Source organism: Psychrobacillus sp. NEAU-3TGS (genome assembly GCF_029955155.1).
Classification (GTDB): domain Bacteria; phylum Bacillota; class Bacilli; order Bacillales_A; family Planococcaceae; genus Psychrobacillus.
In genome coordinates this window covers 250,587-265,909 of sequence record NZ_JAPNOZ010000011.1, presented here as the reverse complement: position 1 = coordinate 265,909, position 15,323 = coordinate 250,587, and the positions used below count along the sequence as shown (strand labels likewise).

The window sequence follows — 15,323 nt, the reverse complement described above, 5'->3', positions numbered from 1 at the left end:
AGATGAAACAATTAACAGGCGCTCAAATCAGACAAATGTATTTAGACTTTTTTATCGAAAAAGGACATACGCAAGAGCCATCTGCCCCACTAGTACCGATTAACGATCCGTCTTTACTTTGGATTAATAGTGGAGTTGCAACATTAAAAAAATATTTTGATGGTCGTGTTGTACCAGAAAATCCACGTATTACGAATGCACAAAAATCGATTCGTACAAATGACATTGAAAATGTTGGGAAAACGGCAAGACATCATACATTCTTCGAAATGCTCGGTAACTTCTCCATCGGTGAATATTTTAAAAGAGAAGCAATTGAATGGGCATGGGAATTCTTAACGGATGAAAAATGGATTGCTTTTGAACCAGAAAAATTATCGATCACGGTTCATCCTGAAGATGAAGAGGCATATAATATTTGGAAAAATGAAATTGGTATTCCGGAAGAACGAATTATTCGACTTGAAGGTAACTTCTGGGATATCGGAGAAGGTCCAAGTGGTCCGAACTCTGAAATTTTCTATGATCGTGGAGAAAGCTACGATAATGACGAAAATGATCCGGAGTTATATCCAGGCGGAGAAAATGAACGTTATTTAGAAATTTGGAACTTGGTATTTTCTGAATTCAACCACAATCCAGATCATACATACACTCCACTGCCAAAACAAAACATTGATACTGGTATGGGTCTGGAACGTATGGCAAGTGTTGTACAAGACGTTCCTACAAACTTTGATACTGATTTGTTTATCCCAATTATTCGCCAAACAGAAAGCATTTCTGGAAAAACATATCGCTCAAACGCTGAAGATGATGTAGCGTTTAAAGTAATTGCAGACCACGTTCGTACAGTTGCTTTTGCAATTGGAGATGGTGCACTTCCATCCAATGAAGGTAGAGGTTATGTGCTTAGAAGATTACTTCGCCGCGCGGTACGTTTTGCAAAACAACTTGGTATCGAGAAACCATTTTTATATGAGCTTGTACCAGTTGTCGGAGAAATAATGCAAAGCTTTTATCCGGAAGTGTCTGCGAAAAAAGATTTTATCATGCGTGTAATGAAGACAGAGGAAGAACGATTCCATGAAACACTTCATGACGGTTTAACAATTTTAGAAAAAGTAATTGAAGAGCAGCGTGCAAAAGGGGAGTCATTTATCCCTGGGACAACTACTTTTACTCTATATGATACGTACGGCTTCCCAATTGAATTGACGGAAGAATACGCAGAAGAAGCAAATATGACAGTAGACCACGAAGGATTCCAAACAGAAATGGAAGCGCAAAGATCACGTGCTCGTGCTGCTCGTCAAAATGTCGATTCTATGCAAGTTCAATCAGAAGTATATAGCAATCTTCATGATGAAAGCGAATTTGTCGGTTATGAGTCGTTAACGGTATCAACTAAGGTTTCATCGATTATTCTTGGACAAGCATTAGTGAAGTCGGCTAGTGAAGGTGATGAAGTACAGGTTATCTTAACGCAAACTCCATTCTATGCTGAAAGCGGTGGACAAATTGCGGACCATGGAACAATAGAAAATGAGTCTTTTAGAGGATTTGTAAAAGATGTACAAAAAGCTCCGAATGGACAAAACCTGCATACGGTAGTAATTGAATCGGGTGAGATAAATACAGATACAACTGTAATGGCAAGTGTAGATACTTCCTTACGTGGTCATACGATTAAAAATCACTCTGCAACACATTTATTGCATCAAGCGCTAAAAGATGTTTTAGGAACTCATGTAAACCAAGCGGGTTCTTATGTTGGTCCTGATCGTTTACGTTTTGACTTTTCTCATTTTGGACAAGTAACAAAAGAAGAGCTTGAGAAAATTGAACGTATAGTAAACGAAAAAGTGTGGGATAATATCCCGGTAGTTACTGGATATCACAATATCGATGATGCGAAGAAAATGGGCGCTATGGCATTATTCGGTGAAAAATACGGTGATATAGTTCGAGTTGTACAAATGGGATCATTTTCTCTAGAGCTGTGCGGAGGAGTTCACGTACAAAACACTTCTGAAATCGGATTCTTCAAAATCCTATCAGAAAGTGGGATAGGAGCAGGTACACGACGTATTGAAGCTGTTACTGGTAAAGGTGCTTACGAGTTTGTTAAAGAAGAAGAACATGTACTTGAAGAAGCAGCAAGCTTATTGAAAGCTCAACCAAAAGATTTTGTTTCAAAAGTAGCACAAACATTACAAGAACTTAAAAATACACAAAAAGAAAATGAATCACTTTCTGCAAAAATTGCTAATAGCCAAGCGGCTTCTGTATTATCTTCTGCTCAAACGATAAACGATGTTACCGTGTTATCCGTAAAAGTAGAGGCAAAAGACAACAATCAGCTACGTCAAATGATGGATGATTTAAAACAAAAACTTGATAAAGCGGTTATCGTCCTTGGAGCAATCGCTGGGGAAAAAGTAATGATTTCTGCTGGAGTGACGAAAGATTTAGTAGGTGGGAACTATCATGCTGGAAATATCGTCAAACTAGTAGCAGAACAATGTGGTGGTAAAGGCGGCGGTCGACCTGACTTCGCAATGGCTGGTGCAAAAGACGGTAGTAAACTAGAGTCAGCTTTAAATTCTGTTTACGAATATATGAAATCTATCTAAAGAAATTAGGTATATTTGATACTATTTCCAATTTCGGTTATACTGAAAATATTAGATAAGTAAAGTTGCCTACTAAAATCGAAAGCGAGGTGCTGATCATGAGTTCATTTGATAAAACGATGAAATTTAATTTTCCTGAAGAATCGATGGAACAGGAAGTCAAACATGTGATGCTACAAGTGCACTCTGCACTAGAAGAAAAAGGGTATAATTCTATCAATCAAATTGTAGGCTATCTACTATCTGGTGATCCAGCTTATATTCCTCGCCATCAAGATGCACGTAATATGATTCGAAAACTAGAACGTGACGAGATTTTAGAGGAATTAGTAAAATTTTATATTAAAAGAAATAATGAGGCTTAAAAATGCGAATTATGGGTTTAGACGTCGGTTCCAGAACAGTTGGCGTTGCAATAAGTGACGCAATGGGTTGGACGGCACAAGGTATTGAAACCATCAAAATTAACGAAGATGAACTAAATTTTGGTTTGGACCGTATTGATGAGTTGGTAAAGCAACACGAGGTGAAAGAATTTGTTGTTGGTTTCCCCAAAAACATGAATAACACTATTGGTCCCCGGGCGGAAGCATCTGAACGTTATGCGAAGCTACTAACCGATAAATACCATTTTCCAGTTACAATGTGGGATGAAAGATTGACAACGATGGCTGCAGAACGTATGTTAATAGATGCAGATGTTAGCCGTAAAAAACGGAAACAAGTAATTGACAAGATGGCCGCTGTAATGATTTTACAAGGCTATCTTGACAGAAAAAACAGATGAGGTGACTGCAATGGATCATGGTCAAGAAAATATTACAGTAGTAGATGAAAATGGTAATGAGCAGCTTTGCAATGTATTATTCACATTTGAATCAGAAGAATTCGGAAAATCGTATGTACTTTATTATCCAGTAGGTGCTGAAGAAGATGAAGAAGAAGAAATCGAAATTCACGCATCTTCATTCACTCCGAACGAAGCAGGCGAAGATGGAGATTTACTTCCAGTAGAAACGGATGCTGAATGGGATATGATCGAAGAGATGTTAAATACATTTTTAGCTGAAGAAGACGAAGATTAATCATCCAAAAAGGAAGGAAAGAGGCTCTCCTCGTTCCTCCTTTTTCTTTTTGGTCATTATCTAGTATAATGAATTGGAATAAGGGGGGAAACCCGTGGGAAACGAATCAAAAAAAGAGATAATGTTTGATCGGATGAAAAAAAAGAAAAAAGAAGTGAAACTTGTCAGAAGAATAGTGTTGGCCATTGTACTTTTTCTTCTTATTGTAGGTGGAATCGGTGGATTTATTGCTTATAGTTATGTGAAAAGTGCATTAGAGCCAATGGATCCAGCTTCGGAAGAGCAAGTGGAGGTCGACATACCAATTGGTTCTGGTTTAGATACTATTGCCGCAACACTAGAATCGAATGGGATTATTAAAAATGCAAAAATATTTAAATACTATGCCAAGTTCAATAATGAATCTAATTTTCAAGCCGGAAAGTATAACTTAACAAAAGCGATGACTTTAGATGAAATTATCAAAAGTTTGAAAAATGGTAAAGTATATAGGGAACCGTTGTTTACTTTGACAATTCCAGAAGGTCTTACACTAGAACAGATAGGACAAGTAGTCGAAAAGAAAACCGGAAAATCTGCTGACGAATTTTTTAAGCTTGTAACCAGCGATGAATTTGTCGATAGAATGATGGCCAAGTATCCAAATCTCCTCTCTGCTGAGATTAAAGGAGAAAATGTTCGATATGCATTAGAAGGATATTTATATCCTGCAACTTATCCTTTTTTCGAAGAGGATCCATCATTGGAAGTAATAGCCGATACAATGATTGCGAATACAGAAAAAACAGTATCAGCCTATTATGATCTCTTGCAAGCAGAGGAAAAAACAGTGCACTGGTTATTGACATTTGCTTCACTGCTAGAAGAAGAAGCTACTGCACAAACGGATAGAGAAACAATTGCAAGCGTCTTTTATAATCGACTGGAAATAGATATGCCATTGCAAACGGATCCGACCGTTTTATATGCATTAGGTAGTCATAAAGATCGTGTATTATTTGAAGATTTGGAAGTGGATAACCCGTATAATACATATCAGAATGTAGGCTTGCCACCAGGTCCAATAGCGAATGCAGGAAAATCATCTATTGAAGCAGCTTTAAATCCAACAGATACTGATTATTTTTATTTCCTTGCTGACAAGGAAGGACAAAATCACTTTTCCGAAACGTATGAACAACACCTTCAAAAAATAGACGAATATTTAAAATAATATGCCGCAGGAGAAGGAATGATGTCGCATTCCTTCTCCTGCTATGCTATTATAAGAGATGTTTTTGACATAAGTAATGCGGATGCGCCTATGATAGGGATATAGTCCAAGTTCGCGATATCGTGTAACCACGGATGTATGACCTGCATACTGCTGTCACTTAACAGGTAAGGCGCTGGAGCTAGACAGTTACTAGATAAAAAAGTATACGCTATCTTATCTAATTTAAAAGGGGTTAGCTAGTAATGAACGTAAGTGATGAATTTTTAAAAGACTTGATAAAACCTCGCTCCGCTATTTTTGTGGAGATGGAGCAATATGCAAAAGAAAACCATGTGCCAATAATGCAGTTAGTCGGGATGGAATCCTTACTACAACTTCTTTCCTTGCAAAAACCGACATCGATTTTAGAGCTAGGGACTGCAATTGGCTATTCGTCTATGCGAATGGCAACGAAGCTAACAGATGTAACAATTGTAACAGTAGAACGAGATGAGCAAAAAGCAGAACATGCAAAAAGCTATATAGAGCGTGCAAATTTGCAAAATCGTATACAAGTTATCATTGGGGATGCTTTAGAAATTTCACAAGAGCAGTTGGCTGACCGAACATTCGATGCAATTTTCATCGACGCTGCAAAAGGACAATATAAAAACTTTTTTGAGAAGTACGCTCCATTGCTAAATGATGGTGGCGTTATTTATTGTGATAATTTATTGTTAAACGGCTTGTCCGAATTACCAATGAGCGAAGTCCCAAGAAGAAAAAGAACAATGGTACGAAACCAGCATCAATTTATGGAGTGGCTGATGAATCATCCAGATTATGATACGGCATTCTTCCCAGTCGGAGATGGAATGTTAGTAAGTATTAAGAGGTGATAAGATGAAGAAGACAGAGCTATTAGTAACTCCCGCTAGTTTGGAACATTTGGCTGAGTTGATCACCGTTGGGGCAGATGCATTTTTAATTGGCGAGCAGTTTTATGGTTTGCGCTTAGCTGGAGAATTTACAATAGAGGACATTAAAGTTGCAAGAAAACGCACAAAAGAACATAATAAGAAATTATATGTGGCGGTAAACGGGTTATTTCATAATGATAAAGTGGATGCCCTTGCGCCTTATATGCGAAAACTACAGGAAATCGGTGTGGATGGTATAACATTTGGAGATCCTGCTGTTATTATTGCAAGACGTGAAGCAGGAGTTACTATTCCGTTGCACTGGAGCACCGAGCAAACGGCAACAAACTATTTTACGGCTAATTATTGGGGCAAGCGTGGGGCAAACCGCGCTGTTTTAGCGCGTGAGCTGAGCTTAGAAGAAATAGTAGAGATAAAAGAAAATGCTGATGTACAAATAGAAGTACAAATTCACGGAATGACGTGTATGTTCCAATCGAAACGTTCGTTACTAGGCAATTACTTTTTGTTCCAAGATACAGCGATGGAAATAGAAAATCGTTCTAACAATAAAAACATGTTTTACATGATAAAGAAAGAGCGAATAAGTATCCGATTTACGAAGACCAAAATGGTACCCATATATTCAGCCCAAATGATATATGTATGATAGATGAGCTGGACGAACTTTTAGATGCGGAAGTAGATAGCTTGAAAATAGATGGGATTTTACATGATCCATCTTATTTAACAGCCATTACTGGCTATTACCGTCAAGCAATAGATGCGTACTATGATTCTGCCGCTAACTATAAAAAGATTAAAAAAGAATTGTTCAACCAAATTAACGAAATACAACCTCCACTCAGACCATTAGACACTGGTTTCTTCTTTAAAGAGACGGTCTATTAAGAAAGGAAGGTTATAAGTGACGGTTACTAAATTAGACGATATAAGTGAGCTAGTAGACGGCAAACGCGTTATCACTAAAAAACCAGAGTTACTAGCACCTGCAGGAAGCTTGGAAAAACTGAAAATTGCTGTTCATTATGGGGCTGATGCTGTATTTATCGGTGGTCAAGAATTTGGATTACGTTCAAACGCAGGAAATTTCTCGATTGAGGAAATGCGGGAAGGTGTCGAATTTGCAAACCGATATGGGGCAAAAATATACGTAACGACTAATATATTTGCACATAATGAAAATATGGCCGGGTTAAAAAACTATTTGCAAGCTGTAGAAGATGCCGGTGTAACCGGAATCATAGTAGCGGATCCATTAATTATTGAAACTTGTCGTACTTTTGCTCCTAAGCTAGAGTTGCATTTAAGTACACAACAATCATTATCCAACTGGAAGTCTGTTCAATATTGGAAAGAAGAAGGTCTTCATCGGGTAGTGCTCGCCCGTGAAACGACTGGCGATGAAATTCAACTAATGAAAGAAAAAGTGGATATTGAAATTGAAACTTTTGTACATGGGGCTATGTGCATTGCCTATAGCGGTAGATGTACGCTTTCTAATCATATGACGGCCCGCGATTCTAACCGCGGTGGCTGCTGTCAATCATGTCGTTGGGATTATGATCTATATGAACAAAACAATGGGGAAGAACTCCCGTTATTTAAAGAAAAAGATATTCCATTTGCGATGAGTCCAAAAGATTTAAAGCTGCTCGAATCCATTCCAAGAATGATTGAGATGGGGATAGACTCATTAAAAGTCGAAGGGCGTATGAAATCCATCCACTATATTGCGACAGTTGTCAGTGTTTATCGAAAAGTAATCGATGCATATTGTGCGGATCCAGAAAACTTTGTGATGAAACAAGCATGGCTAACAGAGCTTGAGAAATGTGCAAACCGTGAAACGGATACAGCGTTTTTTGAAGGTGAACCTAGTTTTGGACAGCAAATGTACGGTGTGCACGATAAAAAGCTCGGTTACGATTTTGTAGGACTCGTGTTAGACTATGACGAGGAAACGCAAATAGTAACGCTTCAACAGCGAAATTATTTTAAGCCGGGTGATGAAGTTGAGTTTTTTGGACCCGAAATTGAAAACGTTCGAATAAAGATAGATGAAATAACGAATAAAAAAGGACAAGTGTTAGATGCAGCAAGACATCCTTTAGAAATAGTACAGTTTAAATGTCCTGTTAAATTGTACCCAAATAACATGATGAGAAAGGGGCTAAAATAATGTCAAGTCGAACTCCTCTTATCATAGGAATCACTGGCGGTTCTGGTTCTGGGAAAACGAGTGTAACAAATGCAATAAGTGATGTATTCAAAGACCATTCCGTTGTCGTGATCGAACAAGATTATTATTATAAAGACCAAAGCCATTTAAAATTTGAAGAACGTTTAAACACAAACTATGATCATCCACTTGCGTTTGATAATGATTTGCTTATTGAACATATTCATGACTTGTTAAACAATAAAGCAATCGAAAAACCGGTGTATGATTATGCGCAGCATACTCGTTCTACTGAAACAATTACAATAGAGCCAAAAGATGTAATCATCCTAGAAGGAATATTAGTGTTAGAAGATGAGCGTCTTCGTAATTTAATGAACATCAAATTATTTGTCGATACGGATTCAGATTTACGTATTATTCGCCGTATTTTGCGCGATATCCACGAAAGAGGTCGTACAGTTGAATCGGTAGTGGAACAATATCTCACGGTCGTTCGTCCAATGCATAACCAATTTATAGAGCCAACTAAAAAATATGCAGATATCATTATTCCTGAAGGCGGACAAAATGAAGTGGCAATAGATTTAATGGTTACAAAAATAAAAACAATTCTTGAAACTGACGTTATTGTATAATATGATGATTGGTGATTGACAATAATTTCATGAAATTCATATCATTTTAAAGTTCGGCATATGAATGGTACATGAACATGTTTTAAGTGTGTATTTAAAGGAGTGTATGGGAAGTGTCAACAGAGAAACAATATCCAATGACCGTTGCTGGGAAACAAAAATTAGAAGAAGAATTAGAGTTATTAAAAACGGTTAAACGTAAAGAGGTAGTAGAACGTATTAAGATTGCAAGAAGCTTCGGTGACTTATCCGAAAACTCGGAATATGATTCTGCAAAAGAAGACCAAGCATTCGTAGAAGGTAGAATTTCTACTCTTGAGTCAATGATTCGAAATGCAGTTATTATTGAAGAAGAAGGCAATAATGATACTGTATCACTAGGGAAAACGGTAACATTTATCGAAATTCCTGACGGTGATGAAGAAACTTATACAATCGTTGGTTCAGCAGAAGCTGATCCGCTGGAAGGTCTAATTTCAAATGATTCACCTATCGCTAAAGGTTTACTTGGTAAAACAATTGGTGAAAAAGTGAAAATAGTCACTCCAGGCGGAGAAATGGACGTAGAAATAAAATCGATTTCGTAACGAAGAAAGAGGTAAACGACAATGTTTACCTCTTTTTTTTAAAGAAAAGGAAAGTATTTAATCTTCTACATAACGGATTTTACGTCTGTAACGTAAATCAATTAAATTCATAGGTACATAAGAAAGAAAAATAGAGTAATAGTAAGTGGTTGCCAAATGGAGCTATTGAAATTAATTTTTCACTGGACAAGTCAGGCAGTCGTTGTGTTACCAATGTCACTTTCTGATAGTTAGAAATATGTCTAAAGCCTTCCTCAAACGTTAGGAATAGGTATTAATCTATAAGGTACCTGTAATTTTGTTCATGGAAAATGAAACAAAATATACTTTATTAACGTCTTATAATATTGTATTCTCTAATCTATGGAGGAGGAATTAGATGCAAGAAAATAATCGTCGTATGAACTCAAGGCTAAATAGAAAGAAAAAAACAAATAAAATACTAAATATATTAATTGGTATAGTACTACTTTTAATTATCGTAGTTGTTGTAAATATTGTAACGGACGATAGTTCAGAGGAAGCAAACGTAGAACAAACTGTTTCCGATAATGAAGAAACGGTGGATGACACTTCAGAAGAAAACCCAACTAATCAAGAGGAAGATGATACTTCTGCGAACGAATCGGTTTCGCAAAATGAGTCAAACGAATCTTCATCGGCTGAAGAAGATGATACAACAGTAGATCAATCCCAGAATACTAACGATTCTAGTACTACTGAACGTCCTAGCAGTAGTCCAATCAGTGACAATGAAACAGTGGACCCTTCATGGGAACCAATTGGCACAAAACAAACTGGTGAACATGTCTCTAGCTATGATAGTTCATCGGTTGACTGGGCAGAGAAGGTAGAAGCACTTGCATATGCGGCAGGATTAGATTCCTCAAATATGTACGTGAAGTTTTTAGGTAATGGTGGAAGTCCTCAAAAATCGATTGGAACCGTTACTTCGAAGGATGGAAAAGAAATTTATCGAATCCATTTAGAATGGGTAGATGGCCAAGGATGGAAACCAACAAAAAGAGAAAAGTTGTCAACATTAGAAGACGCCTCTTGACTTCAAGGGCGTCTTTGTCTTATTTTAAAAGAAGTGCTTTTTAGAGAGGAGCAAAAAAGATGAAAATTGCAGTTATCGGTGCAATGGAGCAAGAGGTAGAATTATTACGAAATGAAATAGAAAATGCAGAAACAAAATTAATTGCAAATAGCGAGTTTACAATCGGTACATACAAAAATCATGAAGTAATTCTTTTGAAAAGCGGAATAGGTAAAGTAAATGCCGCAATGACAACGGCAATTCTTCTGAACGAGTATAAACCAGACTACGTTATTAATACAGGTTCAGCTGGCGGCTATGATCCAACCCTTTCAGTAGGAGCAATTGTTATCTCAGATGAAGTACGACATCATGATGTAGATGTGACAGCTTTTGGTTATGAGATAGGACAAGTGCCACAACTTCCAGCTGCATTTAAATCGGACGAGCATTTGATGAAACTAGCAGAAGCTGCAGTAAAAGAAATTGGAGAGCATGAAGCGGCTACTGGGTTAATCGCAACTGGTGATATTTTCATGCATAATCCTGAAAAAGTAGAAGAGGTTCGTCGTCATTTCCCGCAGATGAAAGCGTGTGAAATGGAAGCAGCAGCTGTAGCACAAGTTTGTCATCAATTCGAAGTTCCTTTCGTTGTCATCCGCTCTTTATCAGATATTGCAGGAAAAGAATCTTCTATTAGTTTTGATGAATTTTTACCCGTTGCAGCTAAGCATTCGACTGAAATCGTATTGCGTGTAGTAGAGAAGTTATAATTTGTCATGAATTAGACAAACTAGAATAGTTACTTTTATATTAATAATTTTTCCGTTCTATGCTATGATAAAGGAACAAACGCTTTCATTTTCTTAGAGGGGGTAATGGAATGATCTTTTTAATGGGAATGTCTATTTTAATTACGGCTGTTTTAGCATTTATTATGATAGCAGAGACAAGTGAGGATTAAGTTCTTCTAAGCTCTTTTGGTGTTTGATACATCAAAAGAGTTTTTTTCATGAATATAAGACTGGTACAGTTTGACGAGTGCACGTTTTTCAATTCGTGAAACGTAGCTTCGAGATATTTTCAATTGCTTCGATATTTCTTTTTGGGTCATTGGCTCATGCCCAAGTAAGCCATATCGTCTAATCACAATATCTAGCTCTCGTTTTTCTAAATGAGATAAATGTGTATACAATCTGTTTGTATCTTCTTCATCAACAAGTTGCTCATCGGTACTTTTATCCATATTCTGAAGCAAATCTGTTATCTCTAAAGAATGGCCGTCTTTATCCATTCCGATTGGTTCGTGCAGTGAAACGTCTTTTTGTACTTTTTTCAATGAACGTAAATACATAAGAATTTCATTTTCTATACATCTTGCTGCATAAGTTGCTAGTTTTGTTTTTTAGTAGGTGTATAGCTATTTACTGCTTTCATCAATCCAATTGTACCAATGGAGATATAATCGTCTAAGAGCTCGTGTTTTGGATGGAATTTTTTGACGACATGTGCCACAAGCCGCATATTTCGTTCGATTAGTTCGTCTCTTGCGGACAAGTCACCTTCCAAAAAACGATCGATCATTACTTTTTCTTCTTCTGGCGAAAATGGTTGATGAAACGCCTGACCCTTTAAGTAACCGAGAACAAGAGGGAGATCTGAGACAACACTTATAAATGCAGTCAAAAGACCAGAGATACTATTCACCTCCATCAAGTTATACACTATTACTATATGTCGAAAAACATAGGAATATGAAAAAAACGACTGCAAGTGCAATCGTTCAAATTCCTTGGAAAAGTATTTAACCCGCATTAACGGGCAGTAAGACCTCTACTTCAAGATTTAAGAAAAGCGACAAAGATAAATGGGAGATGACGGGGACTAAAAGCGCGACGTCCTGTGCGTCGAAAAATCCCCGCTGATTGAAGTTTCACTTTATACTTTTTTCAGCGTAAAAGTACTGATCATTAAAAAAGCAAGAATGATAAATAAAAACATGTAAGAAACAGAAGGTATAGTATCAATAGCAAAATAAGATAGCGTTAATATAACCCCTGCAACTGTAATAGGGAGCCCTGTAAAAAATCCATTTGATTCCGATATATTGAATCGGGCAAGTCTAAATGCGCCACAAGCAATATAAATGATTGTTATTGCCATACCTGCTGTACTAAATTCTTGTAAAACTAGGGAATATAATAATAATGCAGGTGCTACACCAAAAGATATTATATCACTCATCGAGTCGAGTTGTTTTCCAAGTTCCGATTCAAGATGAAACTTTCTTGCAACCATTCCATCGAAACGGTCTAATAAACCTGCTATAAATATAAATAACACACTGTATGCAGGAGCATCATTCATCGTTGCCATAATGGCTGCGCCACCAAATGCAAGATTTGCAATAGTAATCATATTTGCTGCATGTGATTTCAATTTTTTCGGGTATTGGACATAATACTTTGTAAATACATTGTAAATCACTCCTTTACAAACCAACTATTTTGTTTATTATACTTTGAATAAGTAAAAAATGTAAGCAATTGTTTATAGGGAGATAGAGATGAGAGAAAAATTATATCAATCGATGATTGAGTTAACGAATGGTAAATGGTCTTCTACTATTATTCAATCCTTTGCTCGATCCAAGCTAAGTAAAACGATCATACCCTCATATATTAAATATTTTAATATAACTTTACAAGATGTTACTCGACCTATAAATGATTTTTCTACTTTGCATGAGTTCTTTATTCGTGAAGTGTCAACAAAGAGCAGACAAATACATGCTGGGACAAACAGTATAATAAGTCCTGTTGATGCAACAGTAGAAACATTCGGTCCTATTACGAAAGATGGTATTTTTTTTGTGAAAGACAAACCGTATACCTTAGAAAACTTACTAGGGTCGTCAAAGATTGCAGAGCAGTTTGTAAATGGAATGTACATCATTTTATATTTGAGTCCAGCTGAGTATCATCGTATCCATGCACCGGTCGACGGTGAAGTAATTCGTCAATATATGCTCGGGAAAAAATCTTATCCAGTTAATAAATGGGGTTTACAATATGGAAAAGAAGCAATCAGTGGAAATTACCGTTTGCTTACACAATTATATATGCCAAACAATAAGTATTGTTTTCATATTAAAGTGGGGGCCATGTTCGTCAACTCGATTGAACTAACAAATACTTCTTCCAAATGGAAAAAAGGCGAGGAAGTTGGTTATTTCTCTTTTGGATCAACTGTTGTTTTATTGTTTGAAGAGGATAGTATGGAGTTTTCTGCTACTTTGAAAGCTGGAAAGTTTGTAAGAATGGGTGAGATTGTGGCAAATATGCTATAATCGTAAAAAGAAAAAGCGTCGAATTGGAGTGTTCGTTTTTGTATTCATATTTTATACCAAGTGAATTTGTGAGAAGCATCTTTCATATAACACCAGAATTTTTAAAAGAAAAAGGTGTGAAAGCGGTTATTACAGATTTAGATAACACACTAGTAGAGTGGGATCGTCCTAATGCAACACCAAAGTTAATTGAATGGTTTACTAGCATGAAGGCTGCTGGCATTCAAGTTACGATCGTTTCTAATAACAATGAATTACGAGTTAAGTCTTTTGCAGAACCACTCGAAATTCCTTTTATATCAAAAGCGCGTAAACCGTTAGGGAAAGCTTTCAAACAAGCGGTGAATAAAATGAATGTAAATCGGGAAGAAGTAGTTGTCATTGGAGACCAGCTCTTAACAGATGTGTTCGGTGGAAATCGACAAAAGCTTCATACGATTTTAGTCATTCCAGTTGCAAATTCAGATGGTTTTGTAACTAAATTTAATCGTATCGTTGAACGTAGAATTTTTAGTTATCTTGATAAAAAAGGTCAAGTAACATGGGAGGAAGAAGAGTGACAGAAGCACCAAAATGTATCGGTTGTGGAACAATTATTCAAACAGAGAAATTAGGAGAGCCGGGGTATGCCCCAGTTTCCTCATTGGAAAAAGAAGACATCATTTGTCAGCGTTGTTTTAGATTAAAAAATTACAATGAATTACAACCTGTTTCCTTAACGGACGATGATTTTTTACGAATTTTAAATGGTTTAGGAACGCAAAAAGGATTAATCGTTAAGATTGTCGATATATTTGACTTTAACGGTAGTTGGCTGCCTGGACTACATCGTTTTGTAGGTAATAATCCGATTTTGTTAATCGCGAATAAAGCGGACTTATTACCAAGTCAGTGAAGAAAAATAAAGTGATTAACTGGATGAAACAAGAAGCGAAAAAATTAGGCTTGTCTCCAATTGATGTATTATTTGTGAGTGCACATAAAGGGACAGGTATGCCTGAGGCGATGGAAGCAATCGAGCATTACCGTAAAGGCGAAAATGTCTATGTTGTTGGATGTACAAACGTTGGGAAATCAACTTTTATCAATCGTATTATTAAACAGGCAACAGGAGAAGATGCAGTTATTACAACCTCTCACTTTCCTGGAACAACACTGGATATGATTGAAATTCCATTGGACGATAAAAAAGCATTGTATGATACACCAGGTATTATCAATCATCATCAAATGGCACATTATTTAGATCCAACAGAGCTGAAATTTATCACCCCTAAAAAAGAAATTAAGCCAAAAGTGTTCCAATTGAACAGCGAGCAAACATTATTTTTAGGAGGATTATCTCGTTTCGATTTTATCAAAGGAGATCGTTCAGCATTTACTTGTCATATCGCAAACGATATTCCGATTCATCGAACGAAGCTTGAAAATGCGGACAACTTATATAAAGAGCATAAAGGGAAGTTATTATCTCCTCCATCGGAAGAGTTTGCAGATTTATTGCCACCTTTAGTGCGTCATGAATTTAAGATTAAAGATGCAAAAACAGATATTGTATTTTCAGGATTAGGTTGGATCACTGTCCAACAAGGTGGCGTAGTTGTCGCTGCTCATGCACCAGCTGGTGTAGAAGTATCAATTCGACCATCGCTTATATAGGGGGTTTTTTAG

At 36.7% G+C, this 15,323-nt stretch carries 14 protein-coding genes and 3 pseudogenes; 15 read left to right on the top strand and 2 right to left on the bottom strand.

Going from position 1 to position 15,323, the window contains the following annotated elements:
- Positions 1-2: 2 nt before the first annotated feature.
- The 12 genes and pseudogenes from alaS (at position 3) to mtnN (ending at position 11,076) form a co-directional block, all read left to right on the top strand.
- Positions 3-2,636 (top strand): alanine--tRNA ligase, encoded by a 2,634-nt coding sequence (alaS, locus tag OR571_RS14115; RefSeq protein WP_282243632.1) that lies wholly within the window; start codon positions 3-5, stop codon positions 2,634-2,636.
- 98 nt (positions 2,637-2,734) lie between these two features.
- Positions 2,735-3,001 carry an IreB family regulatory phosphoprotein gene (locus tag OR571_RS14110; protein WP_093266172.1) on the top strand — a complete coding sequence of 89 codons (267 nt, stop codon included), beginning with the start codon at positions 2,735-2,737 and terminating at the stop codon, positions 2,999-3,001.
- Between the two features lie 2 nt (positions 3,002-3,003).
- Positions 3,004-3,423: a Holliday junction resolvase RuvX gene (gene ruvX, locus OR571_RS14105; RefSeq protein ID WP_142538247.1), complete on the top strand. Its 420-nt coding sequence runs from the start codon at positions 3,004-3,006 to the stop codon at positions 3,421-3,423.
- A gap of 10 nt (positions 3,424-3,433) precedes the next feature.
- Entirely contained in the window at positions 3,434-3,721 is a 288-nt protein-coding gene (locus OR571_RS14100; RefSeq protein WP_142538248.1) for a DUF1292 domain-containing protein, read from the top strand.
- Positions 3,722-3,815: 94 nt separating this feature from the next.
- Positions 3,816-4,934 carry an endolytic transglycosylase MltG gene (gene mltG, locus OR571_RS14095; RefSeq protein ID WP_282243629.1) on the top strand — a complete coding sequence of 373 codons (1,119 nt, stop codon included), beginning with the start codon at positions 3,816-3,818 and terminating at the stop codon, positions 4,932-4,934.
- Positions 4,935-5,179: 245 nt separating this feature from the next.
- Complete coding sequence (locus OR571_RS14090; protein ID WP_282243627.1) at positions 5,180-5,815, top strand: O-methyltransferase; 636 nt, start codon at positions 5,180-5,182, stop codon at positions 5,813-5,815.
- 4 nt (positions 5,816-5,819) lie between these two features.
- Positions 5,820-6,748, top strand: a pseudogene (locus OR571_RS14085) (peptidase U32 family protein).
- Between the two features lie 16 nt (positions 6,749-6,764).
- The gene (locus tag OR571_RS14080) at positions 6,765-8,039 is read left to right on the top strand and encodes a peptidase U32 family protein (protein ID WP_282243625.1); all 1,275 of its coding nucleotides are present in this window, start codon (positions 6,765-6,767) and stop codon (positions 8,037-8,039) included.
- Entirely contained in the window at positions 8,039-8,677 is a 639-nt protein-coding gene (gene udk / locus OR571_RS14075; RefSeq protein WP_282243623.1) for a uridine kinase, read from the top strand. The genes OR571_RS14080 and udk overlap by 1 nt, the downstream gene beginning before the upstream one ends.
- A 113-nt stretch (positions 8,678-8,790) precedes the next feature.
- The gene (greA, locus tag OR571_RS14070; RefSeq protein ID WP_142538254.1) at positions 8,791-9,264 is read left to right on the top strand and encodes a transcription elongation factor GreA; all 474 of its coding nucleotides are present in this window, start codon (positions 8,791-8,793) and stop codon (positions 9,262-9,264) included.
- A 379-nt stretch (positions 9,265-9,643) separates the two neighbouring features.
- The gene (locus tag OR571_RS14065) at positions 9,644-10,324 is read left to right on the top strand and encodes a YrrS family protein (RefSeq protein ID WP_282243619.1); all 681 of its coding nucleotides are present in this window, start codon (positions 9,644-9,646) and stop codon (positions 10,322-10,324) included.
- A 59-nt stretch (positions 10,325-10,383) separates the two neighbouring features.
- Positions 10,384-11,076, top strand: coding sequence for a 5'-methylthioadenosine/S-adenosylhomocysteine nucleosidase (gene mtnN, locus OR571_RS14060; protein ID WP_282243617.1), 693 nt, complete (start codon positions 10,384-10,386; stop codon positions 11,074-11,076).
- Between the two features lie 197 nt (positions 11,077-11,273).
- Here the strand turns inward: mtnN and sigK are convergent.
- Positions 11,274-12,001, bottom strand: a pseudogene (gene sigK / locus OR571_RS14055) (RNA polymerase sporulation sigma factor SigK).
- Positions 12,002-12,241: 240 nt separating this feature from the next.
- On the bottom strand, positions 12,242-12,721 hold the full coding sequence (pssA, locus tag OR571_RS14050; RefSeq protein ID WP_282243615.1) for a CDP-diacylglycerol--serine O-phosphatidyltransferase: 480 nt from the start codon (positions 12,719-12,721) through the stop codon (positions 12,242-12,244).
- Between the two features lie 148 nt (positions 12,722-12,869).
- Between pssA and OR571_RS14045 the strand changes: the two genes are divergently transcribed.
- The 3 genes and pseudogenes from OR571_RS14045 to yqeH all read left to right on the top strand — a co-directional run bounded on the left by OR571_RS14045 (position 12,870) and on the right by yqeH (position 15,311).
- Entirely contained in the window at positions 12,870-13,652 is a 783-nt protein-coding gene (locus OR571_RS14045; protein WP_282243612.1) for a phosphatidylserine decarboxylase, read from the top strand.
- 38 nt (positions 13,653-13,690) lie between these two features.
- On the top strand, positions 13,691-14,212 hold the full coding sequence (locus OR571_RS14040) for a YqeG family HAD IIIA-type phosphatase (RefSeq protein ID WP_282243610.1): 522 nt from the start codon (positions 13,691-13,693) through the stop codon (positions 14,210-14,212).
- A pseudogene (gene yqeH, locus OR571_RS14035) lies at positions 14,209-15,311 on the top strand (ribosome biogenesis GTPase YqeH). The gene OR571_RS14040 and the pseudogene yqeH overlap by 4 nt, the downstream one beginning before the upstream one ends.
- Positions 15,312-15,323: the final 12 nt, after the last annotated feature.